A 17,082-nucleotide genomic window follows, 5' to 3' on the forward strand; every position below is an offset into this window, starting at 1 on the left:
CAACCTCACGGGGAAGTACAACTAGCGGGTCACGCCGCAGGCATCCGCTCCGATCAAGCCGGGCCGCGCGCAACCCGTTCCCCGCGGCCCGGCATCCGACCTACACTGGGCACACCCCGTCAGCGCCGATCGGAGGCTCCGTGCCGTCTGGATGGTCATCGTCGCGCGACCCCTCGCCGGAGGCGTCGCGGCTGCTCATCGAGCGCGCGCACGAGGAGCTGGTCGCCGGCAATCTCGACGATCGGCGCCTGCAGCAGGTGCGTCCGATGGTGCGGGCGTCGTGGCAGCGCGCCTGGCGGGACCGGGTCGGCGCCGAAGGGCTGCCGCGGCTGGACTTCACGCAGGAGGCGCTGGAGACCTACCGCACCGCCCACCCGCTGGCCGGGGCGATGGACCTGATCCGCACGCTGCTGCTGCCCGGCGCCCCGGAGGACTCCGGCGTGATCGTCGCGGTCGGCGACCACGCGGGGCGGCTGCTGTGGGTGGAGGGCGACCTGCAGCAGCGGATGCTGTCGGGCGAGATGGGCTTCGTGGAGGGTGCGAACTGGTCGGAGAGCGTCGTCGGCACCGCCGCACCCGGCACCGCACTGGCGCTGGGCGAGTCGGTGCAGATCCACCACGCCGAGCACTACAACCGGCTCGTGCAGCCGTGGTCGTGCACGGCCGCACCCGTCTTCGACCCCGAGACGCGCCGCATCCTGGGCGTACTGGACGTGACCGGCGGGAGCGAGGCCGCGACGCCGCAGGCGCGGATGCTGGTGGACGCCACCGCACGCGCCGTGGAGGCGGAGCTGATGATCGCGCGGCTCCGCGCCCGCGCCGAGACGCCCTCCGCAGCATCCGCTCCCCGCCGTCCCCTGCGTGCGGGCGTGCAGAGAGCCCAGCTGCAGGTGCTCGGTCGCGACCGAGCCCGTCTCGAGGTCGTCGGAGCGGCCGACGGCGCGGCGGGGGAGCGCGTCATCGAGCTCAGCGCTCGGCATGCCGAGATCCTGCTCATGCTGGCAGTGCACCGGCAGGGCCTGTCGGCGGACCGGCTGGCCGAGCTGGTCTACGGAGACGGCGCGTCCCCGGACACGCTGCGGCCGGAGATGGTGCGCCTGCGCAAGGTGCTGGAGCGGATCTCCCCCGAGCTCGTGCCGCAGTCCCGGCCCTACCGGCTGCCGATCGCGTTGGAGACCGACGCGCAGAACGTGCTCTCCCTGCTGGACCGCGGTGCTCACCGGGTGGCGCTCTCCGCCTACCGCGGCCCGGTGCTGCCCGACTCCGACGCCCCGGGTGTCGTCGAGGTGCGGGAGGGACTGCGCGGCACCCTGCGCGAGACGATGCTCACCGAGGCGAGCGTGGACGTGCTGCTGAGCTATGCCGACATCCCCGAGGGAGCCGACGACGCCGAGGTGCTGCGCCTGTGCCTGGAGATGCTGCCGGCGCGCTCGCCGCGGCGAGCGGGGCTGGTCAGCCGGATCGAGAAGCTCGAGGCATCCCGCTAGTCGCAACCGGATGCAACGTGACGCACGGGACTGCAACCTCGGGCGACCTACTTTCGACGCATCAGATCGTGCGGCATAGGAGCCGCCGGATGTCGAAGGAGACGCCATGACCATCGTCGAGGAGAGCGTGTCGACCGCCTATGCCGCCCCCGGGCGCCCGGGGGCCATCGCGAACTACCGCCCGCGCTACGGGCACTACATCGGCGGCGAGTTCGTCGATCCCGTGAAGGGGCAGTACTTCGAGAACATCAGCCCCGTCAACGGCAAGCCGTTCACCGAGATCGCCCGCGGTACGGCAGAGGACATCGATCGCGCGGTCGAGGTCGCCTGGAAGGCGTTCGAGTCGTGGAAGCGCACGTCGCCCGCCGAGCGCTCCGTGATCCTGAACCGCATCGCCGACCGCATGGAGCAGCACCTCGAGGAGATCGCTGTCGCCGAGACGTGGGAGAACGGCAAGCCGGTCCGCGAGACGCTGGCCGCCGACATCCCGCTGGCGATCGACCACTTCCGGTACTTCGCAGGTGTCCTGCGCGGCCAGGAGGGCGGCATCAGCCAGCTCGACGAGAACACGGTCGCGTACCACTTCCACGAGCCGCTGGGCGTGGTCGGCCAGATCATCCCGTGGAACTTCCCGATCCTGATGGCCACGTGGAAGCTGGCACCCGCGCTCGCCGCGGGCAACTGCGTGGTGATGAAGCCGGCCGAGCAGACCCCGGCATCCATCCTGTTCCTGTTCGAGATCATCGGCGACCTGCTGCCTGCCGGCGTCGTGAACATCGTCAACGGCTTCGGCATCGAGGCGGGTGCCCCGCTCGCGCAGCACAAGCGGATCCGCAAGGTCGCCTTCACGGGTGAGACCACCACGGGCCGGCTGATCATGCAGTACGCCTCGCAGAACCTGATCCCGGTCACGCTGGAGCTCGGGGGCAAGAGCCCCAACGTGTTCTTCGAGGACGTCGCCCGCGAGGACGACCCGTTCTACGACAAGGCGCTCGAGGGCTTCACGATGTTCGCGCTGAACCAGGGCGAGGTGTGCACCTGCCCGTCGCGGGCGCTCATCCAGCGGTCGATCTACGACGGCTTCCTCTCCGACGGGCTCGCGCGGGTCGGCAAGGTCATCCAGGGCAACCCGCTGGACCCGGCGACCATGATCGGCGCGCAGGCGTCGAACGACCAGCTCGAGAAGATCCTCAGCTACATCGACATCGGCAAGCAGGGCGGCGCGAAGCTGCTCACCGGCGGTGAGCGGGTCGACCTGGGCGGCGACCTCAGCGAGGGCTACTACGTCGCGCCGACCGTGTTCGAGGGCACCAACGACATGCGCATCTTCCAGGAGGAGATCTTCGGCCCGGTGCTGTCGGTGACGAGCTTCAGCGACTTCGACGACGCGATCTCGATCGCGAACGACACGCTGTACGGCCTGGGTGCGGGTGTCTGGAGCCGCAGCGGCGACACCGCCTACCGTGCCGGCCGGGCGATCGAGGCGGGCCGCGTCTGGACGAACACGTACCACCAGTACCCGGCGCACGCCGCGTTCGGCGGGTACAAGCAGTCCGGCGTCGGCCGCGAGAACCACAAGATGATGCTCGACCACTACCAGCAGACCAAGAACCTCCTGGTCTCGTACGCGGAGGGCCCGATGGGCTTCTTCTGATCCACCGTCCGGGCGGGGCCGAGAGGCCCCGCCCGGATTCCATTCACGCAGGAGGGAAGAGGGCACATGGTCAGCATCGGCAGGTATGAGCGGGTGGATGTCACGGATGCCGCGGCATCCCTCATCCGCGATCTCACGGCGCAGCACGGCCCGCTGATGTTCCACCAGTCGGGCGGATGCTGCGACGGGTCGTCGCCCATGTGCTACCCGGTGGGCATGTTCATCACGGGGCCGAGCGACGTGAAGCTCGGCGATCTCGACGTGGGGCTGGACGCGCCGGTCGAAATGTACATGTCGGAGTCGCAGTTCGAGTACTGGAAGTACACGCACCTGACGGTGGACGCGGTCCCCGGCCGCGGTGCCGGGTTCAGCGTGGAGGGTCCGACCGGGATGCGGTTCCTCACCCGGTCGCGGATGCTGAACGACGCGGAGCTGGAGTACTTCGGGCTCGCGCCCGCGCAGTCCTGAGCCTCCGGGATCAGTGGAACAGGGCGAAGCCCAGCACGCCCAGGAACTGCGGCACGAAGAAGAAGCCCAGCATGAGCAGGATCGCCACGATCGTCACCCACGAGACGCCCCGCTTCAGCCTGCGCCCCTGCACGGCGACGCCGGGCGGCGGTGCCAGCATCCCGGCGGGCGGAGCGAACGGCAGCGGTCCGGCGGGCGCGGGGATCGCGACGAATCCCGCCGGAGCGGACGGCGCCGGCATCCCGGGCTGCAGCGGGGCAGCGGCGGGCAGCGACATCGCGGATGACTGCGCCTCGCGCAGCCGGTCATCACGCCAGCGCGCCCACTGGTCGAACTTCGTCATCAGGGCGCCGACGGTGCCGAACAGCCACGCCCAGGTGGCGGCGTCCGTCGTCGACGCCGGCCGCTGCATGTAGAGGAACATCCAGTCGTCGACGATCTCGACGTCGAGCTGCGCGGCGTGGTCGATGAAGCGCGCCATGATGTCGGGCGTGAACAGGTACAGGGCATCCGCCTCGTAGCCGCGGGGGCAGTACAGCGAGAAGTACCGGTCGAAGTCGCCCTCGAGCGAGAGGCGCTGATCGCGCGAGAACGTCGCGGGCAGGTTGCTGCCGAGGGCGTTGTTGCCGAGCGCGTCGAGCACGATGTTCGGCAGCGGCACGTCGAGCTTGACGGCGACGTAGCCCCAGTGGTGGGTGGTCTGGTTCTTGCCCGAGCCGGTCGTGTACCGGTAGTTGCCGAACTCCACGAACCGCGGCGAGTAGCCGCGCACCAGCGAGGACGCCACGCGGCTGGACCCGTTGCCGAAGATCATCCCCGGCAGCGCAGGCTGGTTCACCTGGTGCTCGTAGGCCATGCCGTTCGCGGCCGCGAACTGCGCGATGCGGTACGCCTCAGCGCGCTTGCGGCGCATGGTCACGATGCCGATCGGCACGCCCGCGCCCAGGGCGACGAGCATGATGAGGAGCGGGATGCTGAACACGCCCCCCACCGGCCCGATGCCGGAACCGCTGGCGATGATGCCGATCACGGTGATCCCGATCACGGTGATCCCGAACATCGGCACGAGGATCATGACGGCGACGACGCCGATGATCACCCAGGCCACGATCGTGCTCGTGGAGGTGGAGTAGCGGGAGCGGATCGAGCGCCAGAAGTCGCTGACCGCGCGCGGGTCGACCGGATCGGTCAGCGGCCGCGTGTCGAACGGGTACATCTGCGTCGGCGGGTTGGTCATCGGTTCACCTCGTCGGCATCCCAGGTCAGATCGGCGTTCTCCGTGACGGGCAGCGCTTCGACGGCGGGATCGTCGCAGATCACGCGGATGAGGTCCGCCGAGCCCGCGACGATGGTGGAGTCGTAGTCGATCTCGCTGACCAGCACCCACGCCCGGTCCTCCGGCCAGATCAGGCTCGGATGCTGCGCCGACGGCGAGAAGCCGTGCTCCTCGGCCTCCACGTCCCGCCAGGGGGCGTCGAGCACCCAGTCGGGATCGGCGAACGCCCGCGGCGGTGCGGAGAACAGCACGTGGTCGCGGCCGGGCAGCTCCAGACGCGCGCCCTTCGAGATCTCCTCCGACAGGATGCCGGGCTGCCAGCTGGGCTTGCGGAACGCGTCCTCGAACGGGTTGTGGATGCTGCGCTCCAGCATCTGCTCGTGGTCCGGCTCGTCGCCGAACATCAGGAACGTCCGCGAGGGAGTCTGTCCGAAGTGCCCCAGCAGGCCGCCGCGGCCCTCCCAGAGCGCGGCGAACCCGGCATCCGGAGTCGAGGTGTGCGCGACCAGGTGACGGGCGATCGCCGCCAGCAGCTCGGGCGGCATCGACCCCTCCTCGGGCGAGGTGAACTCGCGCCCGTCCGGTGCGATCCTCGTGCGCCAGTCGCCGTCGGCGGGGGTGCGCACCAGCCGCTGCCACTGGACGAGCGGATGCAGCTGCGTGCCGAACGCCTCCGCGGTCTCCGCCCAGGTCGCGGTCTCGTCGACGTAGTCGCCGTGCAGAGCGGCGCTCTCGGCATCCGGCATCCGCGCGTACTCCTGCGGCGTCGGCACCGCGCGACCCGGCAGCGACCGCACGTAGGCCGGATGGAAGACGCGCGCGTACGCCGGGAACCCGCGCGGCACCACGCAGTGCATCGTGGCGCACCCCTGGTCGAGCCGCTCGCGCAGCCATGCCCCTGGGGAGGGGTCAGCGATCCACTCCATGGCACAACGGTACCTGGCGGGTCTGATCGTGGCTTCGCCCGACTGGCGTTCCCAGAGAGCAGATATACTCGAAGATCAGGTAAGATATATTCGAGGAGGTGGTGCCATGACGAAGACGCTCATCGACATCGACGATGCGCTGCTGGAGCAAGCCATGAGGCTCACCGGCGCGCCGACCAAGAAGGCGGTGGTCAACGACGCGCTCGGTCAGGTCGTGCGCCGGTACGAGGCCCTGGGATACGTCGACCTGCTGCGCGGGGGAGTCGACGCCGAGCTCGACGACGTGAAGGTGATCGAGGACGCGCAGCGGTGAAGCTGCTGTTCCTTGTCGACAACTCAGTGCTGCAGCGCCTGCACCGGTCGGATGAGGTCGCGGCTGCGCTCGTGGATCTGCTGGATCGAGGGGAACTGGCCGGCTGCCTGCCCCAGCTTCTCGAAGAGGCGTACTCCGCGCGCTCGGCCGACGACTACGACCGCATCCGCACCGCGAACGCACGGGCGAAGTTGTTCCTCCAATCGGATGCCGAGGTCGCACGGCTCGCGCTCGATCTGCAGAGGCGCCTGTTCGTCGCGGGAAAGGGGCGCTCCGTCGGAGTGAGCGATCTGCAGATCGCCGCCACGGCGATCAGGCACACGACGCCGACGCAGCGCGTTTCCGTCGTTCACTATGACGCGGACTTCGAGCACGTCGCGGACATCGCGCCGGAGTTTCGTCACGAATGGATCGTTCCGCGCGGAGCCGTGGATTGAGAGCACCGCCTCTCCAGCGCCCTCGCGAAGCGCTGACCGCGTCACCCGCCGTTCACCCGCGCGTCGGCAGCGTGTAAGCGCGGCCCTGCACCATGACCCGGTGGCATCCCCGACCGTGACCGTGATCGTGCCGGCCAAGGACGCCGGCGAGTACATCGGCACCGCGCTCGAGACGCTCACCCGGCAGTTCGACGACCCGGCGCAGCTGAAGCTCGTCGCGATCGACGACGGGTCCTCGGATCACACCGGCGAGGTCATGCGGCAGTACGCCGCGCGGTTCCCGCACGCGGAGGTCGTCGTCAACCCGGTGCCGCGGGGGCTCGCCACCGCCCGAAACCAGGGACTCGCGCACGTCGAGGGCGAGGCGTTCACCTTTCTCGACGGCGACGACTGGATGCAGCCGGGTCGCCTGCCCATGCTCGCCACCGCGCTGCACGACCTGGACTGCGACTTCGTGCGCACGGATCACGTCGCGGTCAAGCGCTCCGAGCGCACGCTCGTGCGCGCGCCGTTCACGCATCGCGGGGTGGTCGCCGACCCCCGCGCCGCGATCCTGCCCGTCGACGACCGCAGCATGGTCGACTACCCGTACGCGTGGGCGGGGATGCTGCACCGCCGCGTGCTCGACCGCGGACTGGCCGGCTTCGGCGACGGCCTGTTCACCGCCGAGGACCGGCCGTGGATCTGGCGGCTGCACCTGGAGGCGGAGTCGTTCGCCGTGGTCGACGCACCTCACCTGCTGTACCGGCGCGGGCTCTCCGACTCGCTGTCGAAGACCCTCGACCATCGGCAGCTGCACTTCACCCGCGCACTCGGCGAGGTCCTCGATCTCGTGGAGGCCGACCGCGAGGCGGAGCGGATGCTGCCCAAGGCCGTCTTCTCGGTGCTGGCGCTGAGCTCCCACCACCTGGTGCGCGCTCGCCGCATGCAGCCCACCCTGCGCAGGCGGCTGCGCACCGGCATCCGGGACCTCCTGGCCCGGCTTCCCCGGGACCAGGCCGAGGCGGCGATCGACCGCATCGGCGGGCCGCGCCGGCGGGTCCTCGCGCGCGTGCTGAGGGAGGCGGATCACGCATGATCCAGCTGTTCGCGCTGCACAGCGGCTACGGCCTGATGGCCGCGGCGGCCGCGCTCGACGCCGGGCTGCTCGGGGAGGCGGAGCAGCGCATCCTCGTGCCGATGAACACGGCATCCGTGCCCGAGACGGCCATCGACCTCGCCACCTCGCCGCGCTTCGCCGCGCTGCGCGCCCGGTTCGACCGCGTGGAGCCTCTGAACGCCCTGATCGACCCGCAGCATCCGACGGCCTGGAAGCCGGACGAGCAGGACCTGCCGATGCTGGAGCGGCTGTTCCGGCGGGCGTGGGGAATGGGCGGTGCGGAGCTGGAGCTGTTCGTGCAGTCGCCGCAGGTCGCCCCGGCGCGCACGCTGATGGCCCTCTTCCACGACGCGCAGCTGGGCGTGATCGGCGACGGGCTGATGACCTATGCGCCGATCCGCAGCCGGCTGCCGCGGCGGATCACCGAACGCGTCGGCCGTGTCGTGCATCCCGACGTCGTGCCCGGCGTGGAGCCGCTCGTGTTCGCCTCGACCGACGCCGTGTGCGTGCCCGTTCCGCCTCCCGCGTTCGGCGCGGTGCTGCAGGAGGTCGGCGAGGCGGAGCCGGATGCCGCACTCGACGCGCTCGCCGACGACCCCGCGCCCACCGGGCTCGTGCTCGGTCAGTACCTGGCGGCGCTCGGTCTGGTGTCGGCCGCCGAGGAGCAGGCCATGCAGGTGGCGATGATCGACCGGGCGGCGGACGCCGGGGTGCAGCGGATCGTGTTCAAGCCGCATCCCTCCGCCGCGCCCGGTCTGACGGCTTCACTCGCCGCGCGGGCGGGGGAGCGGGGCATCGACTTCGCCGTGTACGCGGGCGACCAGCCCGCCGAGCACGTCGCCGCCCGCCTGGGGGCGACCGACGTGGTCGCCGGGTTCTCCACAGCCCTGCCGACCGTGCGCGCCCTGCACGGGACGCGCGTGCACGCGGTGGGGACGGGCACCGTGCTCGCGCGACTGCATCCCTATCAGAACAGCAATCGGATGCCTGCGACGATCGTCGACGCCATGGAGCGGTCGATCTCGGACCTGCGCGGGCTCGTCGAGGCGGTCGGCTACGCGATGCAGCCCGAGATCATGGCGCACCTGCGCGACCACGCGGTGTCGTTGCTGGGCGAGCTGCCCAAGGCGGAGCGCGAGCGGTACGTGCCGCCGTCCCGGCTGCGGGCACTCGAGCTGCCCGGTGCGCCGGCGCCGACCCGGATGCAGCGCCTGATCGAGCCGGCCGGGGGCATCGGACGGCTCGAGGAGCTGCGGCTCACCGCGGCCGGCGCGAAGCGCCGCGCCGCCAGGGTGTGGAAGGCGGCGAGTGGTCGTTGAACGGTGTGCATCGCACACCGGGCGTGCGGCAGGCTCGGCTTTCCCGGCGTGAAGTGACGAAGTGCGAGAAGGAGCGGTCATGACGGATCCCACGGCGCTCACGGTCGCGATCATCCCCGCCCGCGGCGGTTCGAAGGGCGTGCCGGGCAAGAACCTGCGGCGGGTCGGTGGCGTTCCGCTCGTGGAGCGGGCGGTGCGTGCGGCCTCCGCGGCATCGGGTGTGGACCTCGTCGTGGTCTCGACCGACGACGCCGCCATCTCGGCGGTCGCCGAAGGCGCCGGTGCACGGGTGATCGCCCGCCCGGCGGAGCTCGCCGGCGACACCGCGTCGTCGGAGAGCGCGCTGCTGCACGCGCTCGACGTGCTGGAGTCCGAGGGGGCGCGGGTCGGCACCATCGTGTTCGTGCAGGCGACCTCACCGTTCATCCCCAGCGAGGGGATCGCGGACGCCGTCGAACAGATCGTCTCGGGCCGGTTCGACAGCGTCTTCTCGGCATACGAGACCTATGGCTTCCTCTGGCGACGCAACGCCGAGGGCAGGGCCGCCGCGATCAACCACGACGCCGCCCGCAGGCCGCGCCGGCAGGACCGAGAACCCCACTATCTCGAGACCGGGGCGTTCTACGCCTTCGACGCCGTCGGATTCCGCCGCTTCCAGCATCGTTTCTTCGGGCAGGTCGGCATCGTCGAGGTGCCCGAGAGCTCGGCCGTCGAGATCGACGACGAGCAGCAGCTCGCACTCGCGGAGGCGCTCGCTGCAGCATCCGCCGCGCCTCAGAACTTCGGAGAAGTGCAGCATCGCGGAGCGGATGCGAACAGAGCATCCGAGATCCTGCGCATCTCCGAAGTCCTGCCCGAGCCGATCACGGCATCCGTCCTGGTCACCGACTTCGACGGCGTGCACACCGACGACACCGCCACGGTCGACAGCGAGGGGCGCGAGTCGGTGCGGGTGAGCAGAGAGGACGGCATGGGAGTGTCGCGGCTGCGCCGCGCCGGCATTCCGATGCTGATCCTCTCCACCGAGCAGAACCCCGTCGTCGCCCGCCGAGCCGAGAAGCTGCAGGTGCCCGTGCTGCACGGCATAGACGACAAGGCCTCCGCGCTCGCCGCCTGGGCGGCGGAGCACGGCATCCGCCTGGCCGACATCGCGTACGTCGGCAACGACGTGAACGACCTCGGCGCGCTGGGCATCGTCGGCTGGCCGATCGCCGTCGCGAACGCGCATCCGCAGGTGAAGGCCGCTGCCCGCGTCGTGCTCTCCCGCCGCGGCGGGGAGGGCGCCGTCCGCGAGGTCATCGAGCGGATGCTGCCGCACTGACCCTGTGCCCCGGGTCCACTTCGGGGGCCGACACTCCAGATCTCGGACGTCTCCCGCGAATCGGTCCGAAAAGTGGCGTGTCGGCCCCCGATCTGCGTCGTGCACGGCGCGGCCGGCCACGGTTCGGCGGGCGAGTTCGTCGCCCGGGCTTCCGCGAACGGTCACCCGAGCGACGACGGCGGTTCATCTGGCGCCCGTAGACCAGGAAGACGGACCGGAGAACCAATCGAACGGAGCGTCCTCATGACCGTCAGCATCGCAGACCGGGTGGTCGGTGGGGGCCGTCCCACCTACGTCATCGCCGAGATCGGCCTGAACCACAACGGCGACGTCGAGATCGCCAAGCAGCTCATCGACGTGGCGCGCGCCGCCGGCGCGGATGCCGTGAAGTTCCAGAAGCGCACGCCCGAGATCGCCACGCCCGAGCACATGCGCGACGTGCAGCGCGAGACGCCCTGGGGCACCATGAGCTACCTCGACTACCGTCGCCGCGTGGAGTTCGGCCGGGACGAGTACGTCGAGATCGGCGACTACGCCACGATGGCGGGCCTGCACTGGTTCGCCTCCCCGTGGGACGTGCCGAGCGTCGAGTTCCTCGAGGACCTCAATGTCGTCGCCCACAAGGTCGCATCTGCGAGCCTGACCGACACCGAGCTGCTGCAGGCCCTGCGCGACACCGGCAAGCCCGTGATCCTCTCCACCGGCATGTCCACGATCGAGCAGATCGACACCGCGCTCGAGACCCTCGGCACCGACCGCACGGTCCTCATGCACGCCACCTCCACCTATCCGATGGAGCCGGGCGAGGCGAACCTCAAGATGATCTCCACGCTGCGCGACCGCTACGCGGGCATCCCGGTCGGCTACTCCGGCCACGAGCGCGGCCTGCAGATCTCCCTCGCCGCGGTCGCCCTCGGCGCCGTCGCGGTGGAGCGTCACATCACGCTCGACCGCGCCATGTGGGGTTCCGACCACGCCGCTTCGCTGGAGCCAGGCGGGCTGGAGCGCCTGGTGCGCGACATCCGCGTGATCGAGGAGGCCCTCGGTGACGGCGTCAAGCGGGTCTACCCCGGCGAGCTCGCGCCGATGGCCAAGCTCCGCCGCGTGGGCGCATGACCTTTCCCGGCAGCCGCCCGCCCCGGCTGCGCGTCGTCGCGATCGGCGACGCCGACTCGTTCGTCAAGTGGGCCGCGCACCTCGTGGACCGCGTCGACGACATCAGCCAGCACCTGCTGCTGGTGCAGACGCCGCTGGTCGTCAGCGATGCGCAGAAGGATGCTGCGCTCGCCGGCACCCGGTTCGCCGGCGATCCGCGCAGCGTGACGCGCATCGCCTTCGCCGACGTCGTCGACTGGCTCGCCAGCGACGTGCCGGATGTCGTGGTGCTGGCGGGCCGGGCGCCGTTCGTGCGTCTGATGAGTCGGCAGATCGACCGTCTCAGCCGTCGTCCGGTCGTGGTCAGCGGGCTGCCCGGCATGTCGATTCCCGCGCTGCGCGGAGCTCTGGAGTACCGCCGGCACTGCGATCTGATGGTGGTGCACTCCCGCAGGGAGGTCGCCGCATACGCGCGCCTGGGGCGTGCGATCGGTGTGACGGTGCCCGTCGCCCTGGCCACGCTGCCGTTCGCGCACCGCACCTCCGAGCGCGCCGGCGGCACCGACCTGGTCTTCGCCGCGCAGGCCCTGGTGCCGGCGGCCCGCGACGACCGTCGCCGGATCGCGGAGATCCTGCGCCTCGCGGCCGTGGCCGATCCCGCACGCCGCGTCGTGGTGAAGCTGCGTTCGCGGCCCGGCGAGGTCGAGGCGCACCAGGAGCGCGACGGCTACACCGAGCTGCTCGAGAACGCGCCGGACAACCTGGTGTTCTCGTTCGCTCCGATGGCGGAGGCGCTCGCCACCGCCGAGGGACTCGTCACCGTCAGCTCGACTGCGGCGATCGAGGCGATGGCGGCCGGCGTGCCGGTGATCGCACTCGACGAGTTCGGCGTGCGCCCGGAACTGCTCAACGGGGTCTTCGCGGACAGCGGCCTGCTGGGCGGTGCGGATGACGTGGTCGCCCGCAGGTTCCGGCATCCGAATCCGCGCTGGGCGACGACCAACTACTTCCACGACCCGCGCGACTCGCGCTGGTGGGAGCAGACGCAGCGCCTGGTCGCGCAGCGGCGCAGAGGCATGCTGCCCGCCCGCACCGTCCCGCGGGCGCGCGGCGGCGCGCTGCACGAGGCATGGCATCGGCACAACGTGCTCGGGTCCGAGGACCGCTCGATCTCGGGCCGGATGGCTGGGGTCGTCGTCACGCCGGTGATCGCTCTCCTGGCGAGCGTGAAGCGTCGCCGGGGAGCTGCCGTCACGGATGCCATGGCCGAGGACTTCTCACTCGCCCCGAGTCCCGTCGTCGAGCCGGTCGGGAGACTGGTGGGCACCCGCCCCCGACTGTAACCGCAGTCGGAGCCGGACAAGGTGAAGCCCCGTGTTCTCACGGGGCTTCACTTGATCTCTGGTCTATGGCCGGATCCCCGGCCCGCTCGGGTCAGCCGCCGAGGCCGCCGAGGAGACCGAGGAGAGTTTTGAGCAGACCGGTGATGAGACCGAGAACAGCGTCCATGTTCATTCCTTCGTTCGGTGGGCGGCAGCCCAGTTCTGTGGTGCGCCGGGGGGGCGCGCTCTCATTTTCGCGACCGGAATACTGGAATATCAATGGCGGGACGGAACTCTCGACGAATGTCGATCCTCGCCGAGACTTTCGTCGCACCGGGCTGGGCGAGGGGTCGGCCTGCGGCATCCGCTCCGATCCGGTAGACTGTTGTGGTTGTCTGCCCGGCGGCGCCATGCCGAAGGAGCGGATGACACGCAACACACCCTCCTGCTTCCGGGAAAGTCCCGGGAGCCGTTCTAGTCCGAAGGAGGTGGGTAAGTGACGCACCAGTACGAGCTCATGGTCATTCTGACCCCCGAGCTGGACGAGCGCCAGGTTGCCCCCAACCTCGACAAGTTCCTGAAGGTCATCACCAACGATGGTGGCTCGATTGACAAGGTCGACGTGTGGGGCAAGCGCCGTTTCGCCTATGAGATCAACAAGAAGAACGAGGGCATCTACGCCGTCGTCAACTTCACCGCGACGAGCGAGGCCACCCAGGAGCTCGACCGTCAGCTGAAGCTGAGCGAGCTCGTCTTCCGCACCAAGGTCCTGCGCGCCGAAGAGGCACAGGCCATGGTCGCCGCCGAGGCGAAGCGCGCTGCTGACAAGGCCGCCCGCAAGCCCAAGACGGCCGCGAAGGCGTAAGCATCATGGCCGGCGAAACCGTCATCACCGTGGTGGGCAACCTCACGGCGGACCCCGAGCTGCGTTACACGCAGAACGGCCTGCCCGTGGCGAACTTCACCATCGCATCGACCCCGCGCACGTTCGACCGTCAGGCCAACGAGTGGAAGGACGGCGAAGCGCTGTTCCTCCGCGCATCGGTGTGGCGTGAGTTCGCCGAGCACGTGGCAGGTTCGCTGACCAAGGGCATGCGCGTGATCGCGCAGGGCCGTCTGCGTCAGCGCTCCTACCAGGACCGCGATGGCAACAACCGCACGGCGATCGAGCTGGAGGTTGACGAGATCGGTCCGTCGCTGCGATACGCGACGGCACAGGTCACGCGGGCCGCATCCAACGGTGGTGGTGGCGGAAGCTTCCAGGGCGGTGGCCGCCCGCAGCAGCAGGTCTCGGAGGAGCCGTGGTCGACCCCCGGTTCGTCGAGCGCTGACGCGTGGAGCACCCCGGGCAGCTTCGGCGACGACACCCCGTTCTAACTTCTGGATCCCCGAGCCCGTTCAGGGCTCAGGCATCCGATCTCATCTTTAAGGAAAACTCATGGCTGGAAAGTCGAGCGGCGATCGCCGCAAGCCGCGGAAGGGTGGCAAGCCCACCGCTCCCGCGAAGTCGATCCGCGTGGGCGTCATTGACTACAAGGACGTCGCAACGCTTCGCAAGTTCATCTCGGAGCGTGGGAAGATCCGCGCCCGTCGCATCACCGGTGTCTCGGTCCAGGAGCAGCGTCTGATCGCCAAGGCGATCAAGAACGCTCGCGAGATGGCCCTGCTGCCCTACGCCGGCGCTGGCCGTTAAGGGGTACGAAAATGGCAAAGCTGATTCTCACGAACGAGGTCGCCGGGCTCGGAAGCGCCGGTGACGTCATCGAGGTCAAGAACGGGTACGCCCGCAACTACCTCATCCCGCAGGGCTTCGCTGTCGCGTGGACCCGCGGTGGCGCCAAGCAGGTCGAGTCGATCCAGGCTGCTCGCAAGGCGCGCCAGATCCACGACCTCGACGAGGCGACGGCCCTGAAGAACAAGCTCGAGGGCACCAAGGTGCGTCTGGCCGTCAAGGCCGGCGCCGAGGGTCGCCTGTTCGGCTCGGTGAAGACGGCCGACGTGGCCGACGCTGTCGCCGCTGCCGACCTCGGCTCGATCGACAAGCGCAAGGTGCACTTCGCCGCCCCGATCAAGTCGGTCGGCGAGCACGAGGCGACCGTCCGCCTGCACGACGACGTCACCGCCGTGATCACCCTTCAGGTGGTCGCTGCGAAGTAATCGCCGCGCGCATTGAACGTCCCGTCCTCTTCGGAGGGCGGGACGTTCTGCGTATCGCGGGCTCAGCTGCCGTCGGCGGATGCACTGGAGGCGCGGGCATGCAGGGTCGGCTGGAATACCAGATGCTGCGCTTCGGTGCGGTTCTCGATCGAGGTCAGCAGCAGGTCGAATGCTGCCTGTCCGTGTGCCGAGCTGGTGGCGCGCACGGAGGAGAGCGGAATGATCGATGCCGCCGCCACAGGGGCGTCGTCGTATCCCACCACGGCGATGTCCTGCGGTACGCGCATGCCTCCGTCGATGAGCGATCGCATCAACCCGAGCGCGATCATGTCGTTCACGGCGAAGACGGCATCGGGCCTGTGCTGCGCGTCACGTTCGGCGAGCATGCCGCCGATGCGGATGCCGTCGTCGATCGACCGATTCGGGCAGTCCAGTACCTCCACCGAGGACGAGCCATGCTGTGCCAGCGCCTCCTGCAGGCCGGTGAATCTGTCCGCGACCTGCCGGATCGCGAAAGGGCCGCCGGCGAAAGCGATGCGCCGCCGGTGCGTCTCCCAGAGGTGCTCGCCGACCATTGTGACGGAGACGGTCTACATCGCGACGAGTCTCGAGACCATCCTGAGCCGAGTCGGTGACCGGCATGGCAGACGGGCTGACGACTGGCCGCTCACCGAGCAGACGGCGGTCGAGTACTTCGCGAAGTTCGAGCCCCGACGCCCGATGAGGGTCCCCTCGAGGTGGTCGACTAGACCCGTCCTGTCGGCGATGCTCCGGATCTCTCGAAGGACGCATCCTTTCGGGGCGGAGAGAAGAAGGGGCGGGTGCCTCACCATGAGGGAGTGAGGCACCCGCCTGAGCGGCCGGCACTGGAAGGCCGGTGACCGCTCGGTTTGCGACTACGAGGGGGAGGGGATCCCCTCGAAGTCGCTCAAGGATGCCGTGCCGCGCGGGGCGCTGGGATTCGCCGCTGGGCGCGACGTGGCATCCGATCCGTCGGCCGATCGCCTTCCCCCGAAGGCGATGCAGATGCCGACGGAAGTCGTCATGCCGTGCGGAATCGGCTGTCGTCGCTGAGGACGCTGCGCATTGTCGGGTCTCCTGACCAGATCGGTGGATCACTTGCGGACGCGTTCGAAGCCGCGTCGGATGCGACGGGTCAGAGGCTCTGAAAGACAGAGCGCTGCCGTCGAGAGGGCGCAGTGGTCCTGATCAGTCAGGGGAGACGTCGGTGGAACCGACGGGTCCGGTCGGTGGCACCTCGTGCCCGGCACGCGCCGCACGAGTGACCATCCCCAGCGCGTCGTCGATACCGACATCGGCAGGCACCGCGCCTGCCGACATGCCGCCGCCGGAGCCGGCGGACGACGCCTCCGGCGGGGCGGAGAGGGGATGCCGAGGAGCGACGTCCACGTGCTTCGCAGGCGGTCCCTGGGGCGTCTGGGGCAGGGGAGCCGCAGCAAGCGCGGTCGGTGCCGCGGTCGACTGCGGGGCGCTGGCAGCGTGTGCGACGCGCGGAGCGGCGATGGCGTGAGCGTGCGCGGGCTTCGGATTCGCAGCAGCGGCGGCAGCTACGCGATCGCCGCGGGGCCCGCGGTCTCCTCGCGCCTGGTTGAACTGGCTCTTCAGGGCCGCGCGCACCGTCTTCACGGCGTGAGCCAGGGTCTGGTTGCCGTGCTGGTGGGCGCGTACCGCCGTGGATGCGAAGAGCTCCGCAGCATCCGCGAAGTCATCGGAAGCCTGCCGCACAGCGACCCGGTAGGAATCCATCGCGAAGCCCGTGGACAGGCTCTTCGCGGAGGCGGTGGAGAAGGCCGACGTCGCCTCAGACGTCTGAGCGGAGTCTGCCAGCCGCTGCAGGGACGTCGGGAGCGCAGCAGCGGCCTTCTGAAGCCGGGCCTGCACCTGACCGCGTGCGGGTGCCGGCGCGGTCTGCTGGCGCACCTGCGACGGCTGGGCCTGGACGGCCTTCTGCGCCTGAGCGGCCTTCTGCGCCTGCGCCGGCTTCTGCGCGGGTGCTGCGGGATGCTGCGGCTTCTGCGCGGATGCTGCCGGCTGGTGCGCCTGAGGAGCTGCGGGCTGGCTCTGGGCCGGCTGCTGCACGACGGCCGCGACCTGTTCACGGACCTGCTGGACGATCTCAGAGACCTTCGGGGGGAGCGCCACCTGCACGGGCGGCTTCATCGCCTGCGAATCGGCCGTGCCGTGCGG

Annotated in this window: 18 protein-coding genes; 14 read left to right on the plus strand and 4 right to left on the minus strand. The window is 70.0% G+C overall.

Translation table 11 applies throughout. The annotated features are described in order from the left end of the window. The first annotated feature begins 140 nt into the window (after nt 1-140). From BGN97_RS16430 to BGN97_RS16440, 3 genes are all read left to right on the plus strand, one after another. Complete coding sequence (locus BGN97_RS16430) at nt 141-1,487, plus strand: GAF domain-containing protein (protein WP_292703875.1); 1,347 nt, start codon at nt 141-143, stop codon at nt 1,485-1,487. A gap of 106 nt (nt 1,488-1,593) precedes the next feature. Further along, nucleotides 1,594-3,141, plus strand: a complete 1,548-nt coding sequence (locus BGN97_RS16435) for an aldehyde dehydrogenase family protein (RefSeq protein WP_292703878.1) — start codon at nt 1,594-1,596, stop codon at nt 3,139-3,141. Between the two features lie 66 nt (nt 3,142-3,207). After that, nucleotides 3,208-3,609: a DUF779 domain-containing protein gene (locus tag BGN97_RS16440; protein WP_285630796.1), complete on the plus strand. Its 402-nt coding sequence runs from the start codon at nt 3,208-3,210 to the stop codon at nt 3,607-3,609. Nucleotides 3,610-3,619: 10 nt separating this feature from the next. Here the strand turns inward: BGN97_RS16440 and BGN97_RS16445 are convergent, their stop codons facing one another. Together BGN97_RS16445 and BGN97_RS16450 are read right to left on the minus strand one after the other, a co-directional pair. Continuing rightward, nucleotides 3,620-4,846 carry a hypothetical protein gene (locus BGN97_RS16445; protein ID WP_292703882.1) on the minus strand — a complete coding sequence of 409 codons (1,227 nt, stop codon included), beginning with the start codon at nt 4,844-4,846 and terminating at the stop codon, nt 3,620-3,622. After that, nucleotides 4,843-5,811, minus strand: a complete 969-nt coding sequence (locus tag BGN97_RS16450) for a hypothetical protein (protein ID WP_292703885.1) — start codon at nt 5,809-5,811, stop codon at nt 4,843-4,845. The genes BGN97_RS16445 and BGN97_RS16450 overlap by 4 nt, the downstream gene beginning before the upstream one ends. Nucleotides 5,812-5,917: 106 nt before the next feature. Here BGN97_RS16450 and BGN97_RS16455 point away from each other — a divergent pair, with 106 nt between their 5' ends. The 11 genes from BGN97_RS16455 to rplI all read left to right on the plus strand — a co-directional run bounded on the left by BGN97_RS16455 (nt 5,918) and on the right by rplI (nt 14,874). Then, nucleotides 5,918-6,124, plus strand: a complete 207-nt coding sequence (locus BGN97_RS16455) for a type II toxin-antitoxin system VapB family antitoxin (RefSeq protein ID WP_292703888.1) — start codon at nt 5,918-5,920, stop codon at nt 6,122-6,124. Next, entirely contained in the window at nt 6,121-6,561 is a 441-nt protein-coding gene (locus BGN97_RS16460; protein ID WP_292703890.1) for a PIN domain-containing protein, read from the plus strand. Before BGN97_RS16455 ends, BGN97_RS16460 begins: the two co-directional genes overlap by 4 nt. Before the next feature lie 100 nt (nt 6,562-6,661). Beyond that, nucleotides 6,662-7,639: a glycosyltransferase family 2 protein gene (locus BGN97_RS16465; RefSeq protein WP_292703893.1), complete on the plus strand. Its 978-nt coding sequence runs from the start codon at nt 6,662-6,664 to the stop codon at nt 7,637-7,639. Beyond that, a complete protein-coding gene (locus tag BGN97_RS16470) occupies nt 7,636-8,979 on the plus strand; it encodes a polysialyltransferase family glycosyltransferase (RefSeq protein WP_292703896.1) in 1,344 nt (447 codons plus the stop codon). The genes BGN97_RS16465 and BGN97_RS16470 overlap by 4 nt, the downstream gene beginning before the upstream one ends. Before the next feature lie 79 nt (nt 8,980-9,058). Continuing rightward, on the plus strand, nt 9,059-10,300 hold the full coding sequence (locus tag BGN97_RS16475) for an acylneuraminate cytidylyltransferase (protein WP_292703898.1): 1,242 nt from the start codon (nt 9,059-9,061) through the stop codon (nt 10,298-10,300). 243 nt (nt 10,301-10,543) lie between these two features. Continuing rightward, nucleotides 10,544-11,416, plus strand: a complete 873-nt coding sequence (locus tag BGN97_RS16480; RefSeq protein WP_292703900.1) for an N-acetylneuraminate synthase family protein — start codon at nt 10,544-10,546, stop codon at nt 11,414-11,416. Next, on the plus strand, nt 11,413-12,738 hold the full coding sequence (locus tag BGN97_RS16485; protein WP_292703903.1) for a DUF6716 putative glycosyltransferase: 1,326 nt from the start codon (nt 11,413-11,415) through the stop codon (nt 12,736-12,738). The genes BGN97_RS16480 and BGN97_RS16485 overlap by 4 nt, the downstream gene beginning before the upstream one ends. A gap of 475 nt (nt 12,739-13,213) precedes the next feature. Next, nucleotides 13,214-13,582, plus strand: coding sequence for a 30S ribosomal protein S6 (gene rpsF / locus BGN97_RS16490; protein WP_285630752.1), 369 nt, complete (start codon nt 13,214-13,216; stop codon nt 13,580-13,582). A 5-nt stretch (nt 13,583-13,587) separates the two neighbouring features. Then, nucleotides 13,588-14,094 (plus strand): single-stranded DNA-binding protein, encoded by a 507-nt coding sequence (locus tag BGN97_RS16495; RefSeq protein ID WP_285630749.1) that lies wholly within the window; start codon nt 13,588-13,590, stop codon nt 14,092-14,094. Between the two features lie 61 nt (nt 14,095-14,155). Continuing rightward, the gene (gene rpsR / locus BGN97_RS16500; RefSeq protein ID WP_071641238.1) at nt 14,156-14,410 is read left to right on the plus strand and encodes a 30S ribosomal protein S18; all 255 of its coding nucleotides are present in this window, start codon (nt 14,156-14,158) and stop codon (nt 14,408-14,410) included. Between the two features lie 11 nt (nt 14,411-14,421). Then, entirely contained in the window at nt 14,422-14,874 is a 453-nt protein-coding gene (gene rplI / locus BGN97_RS16505; protein ID WP_285630735.1) for a 50S ribosomal protein L9, read from the plus strand. Nucleotides 14,875-14,936: 62 nt separating this feature from the next. On the opposite strand, the gene BGN97_RS16510 is transcribed toward rplI, so the two are convergent. Both BGN97_RS16510 and BGN97_RS16515 read right to left on the minus strand, forming a co-directional pair. Further along, entirely contained in the window at nt 14,937-15,449 is a 513-nt protein-coding gene (locus BGN97_RS16510) for a substrate-binding domain-containing protein (protein WP_292703939.1), read from the minus strand. A 634-nt stretch (nt 15,450-16,083) separates the two neighbouring features. After that, a partial coding sequence (locus BGN97_RS16515) for a hypothetical protein (RefSeq protein ID WP_292703941.1) occupies nt 16,084-17,082 on the minus strand: 999 nt, incomplete at its 5' end.

It is taken from the genome of Microbacterium sp. 69-10, from assembly GCF_001897945.1.
Lineage (GTDB): Bacteria > Actinomycetota > Actinomycetes > Actinomycetales > Microbacteriaceae > Microbacterium.

Coding starts and splice junctions, on each gene's coding strand:
- BGN97_RS16435 (WP_292703878.1), top strand. CDS start 1,594: ATGACCATCGTCGAGGAGAGCGTGTCGACCGCCTATGCCGCCCCCGGG.
- BGN97_RS16440 (WP_285630796.1), top strand. CDS start 3,208: ATGGTCAGCATCGGCAGGTATGAGCGGGTGGATGTCACGGATGCCGCG.
- BGN97_RS16445 (WP_292703882.1), bottom strand. CDS start 4,846: ATGACCAACCCGCCGACGCAGATGTACCCGTTCGACACGCGGCCGCTG.
- BGN97_RS16450 (WP_292703885.1), bottom strand. CDS start 5,811: ATGGAGTGGATCGCTGACCCCTCCCCAGGGGCATGGCTGCGCGAGCGG.
- BGN97_RS16455 (WP_292703888.1), top strand. CDS start 5,918: ATGACGAAGACGCTCATCGACATCGACGATGCGCTGCTGGAGCAAGCC.
- BGN97_RS16470 (WP_292703896.1), top strand. CDS start 7,636: ATGATCCAGCTGTTCGCGCTGCACAGCGGCTACGGCCTGATGGCCGCG.
- BGN97_RS16475 (WP_292703898.1), top strand. CDS start 9,059: ATGACGGATCCCACGGCGCTCACGGTCGCGATCATCCCCGCCCGCGGC.
- BGN97_RS16480 (WP_292703900.1), top strand. CDS start 10,544: ATGACCGTCAGCATCGCAGACCGGGTGGTCGGTGGGGGCCGTCCCACC.
- BGN97_RS16485 (WP_292703903.1), top strand. CDS start 11,413: ATGACCTTTCCCGGCAGCCGCCCGCCCCGGCTGCGCGTCGTCGCGATC.
- BGN97_RS16495 (WP_285630749.1), top strand. CDS start 13,588: ATGGCCGGCGAAACCGTCATCACCGTGGTGGGCAACCTCACGGCGGAC.
- rpsR (WP_071641238.1), top strand. CDS start 14,156: ATGGCTGGAAAGTCGAGCGGCGATCGCCGCAAGCCGCGGAAGGGTGGC.
- rplI (WP_285630735.1), top strand. CDS start 14,422: ATGGCAAAGCTGATTCTCACGAACGAGGTCGCCGGGCTCGGAAGCGCC.
- BGN97_RS16510 (WP_292703939.1), bottom strand. CDS start 15,449: ATGGTCGGCGAGCACCTCTGGGAGACGCACCGGCGGCGCATCGCTTTC.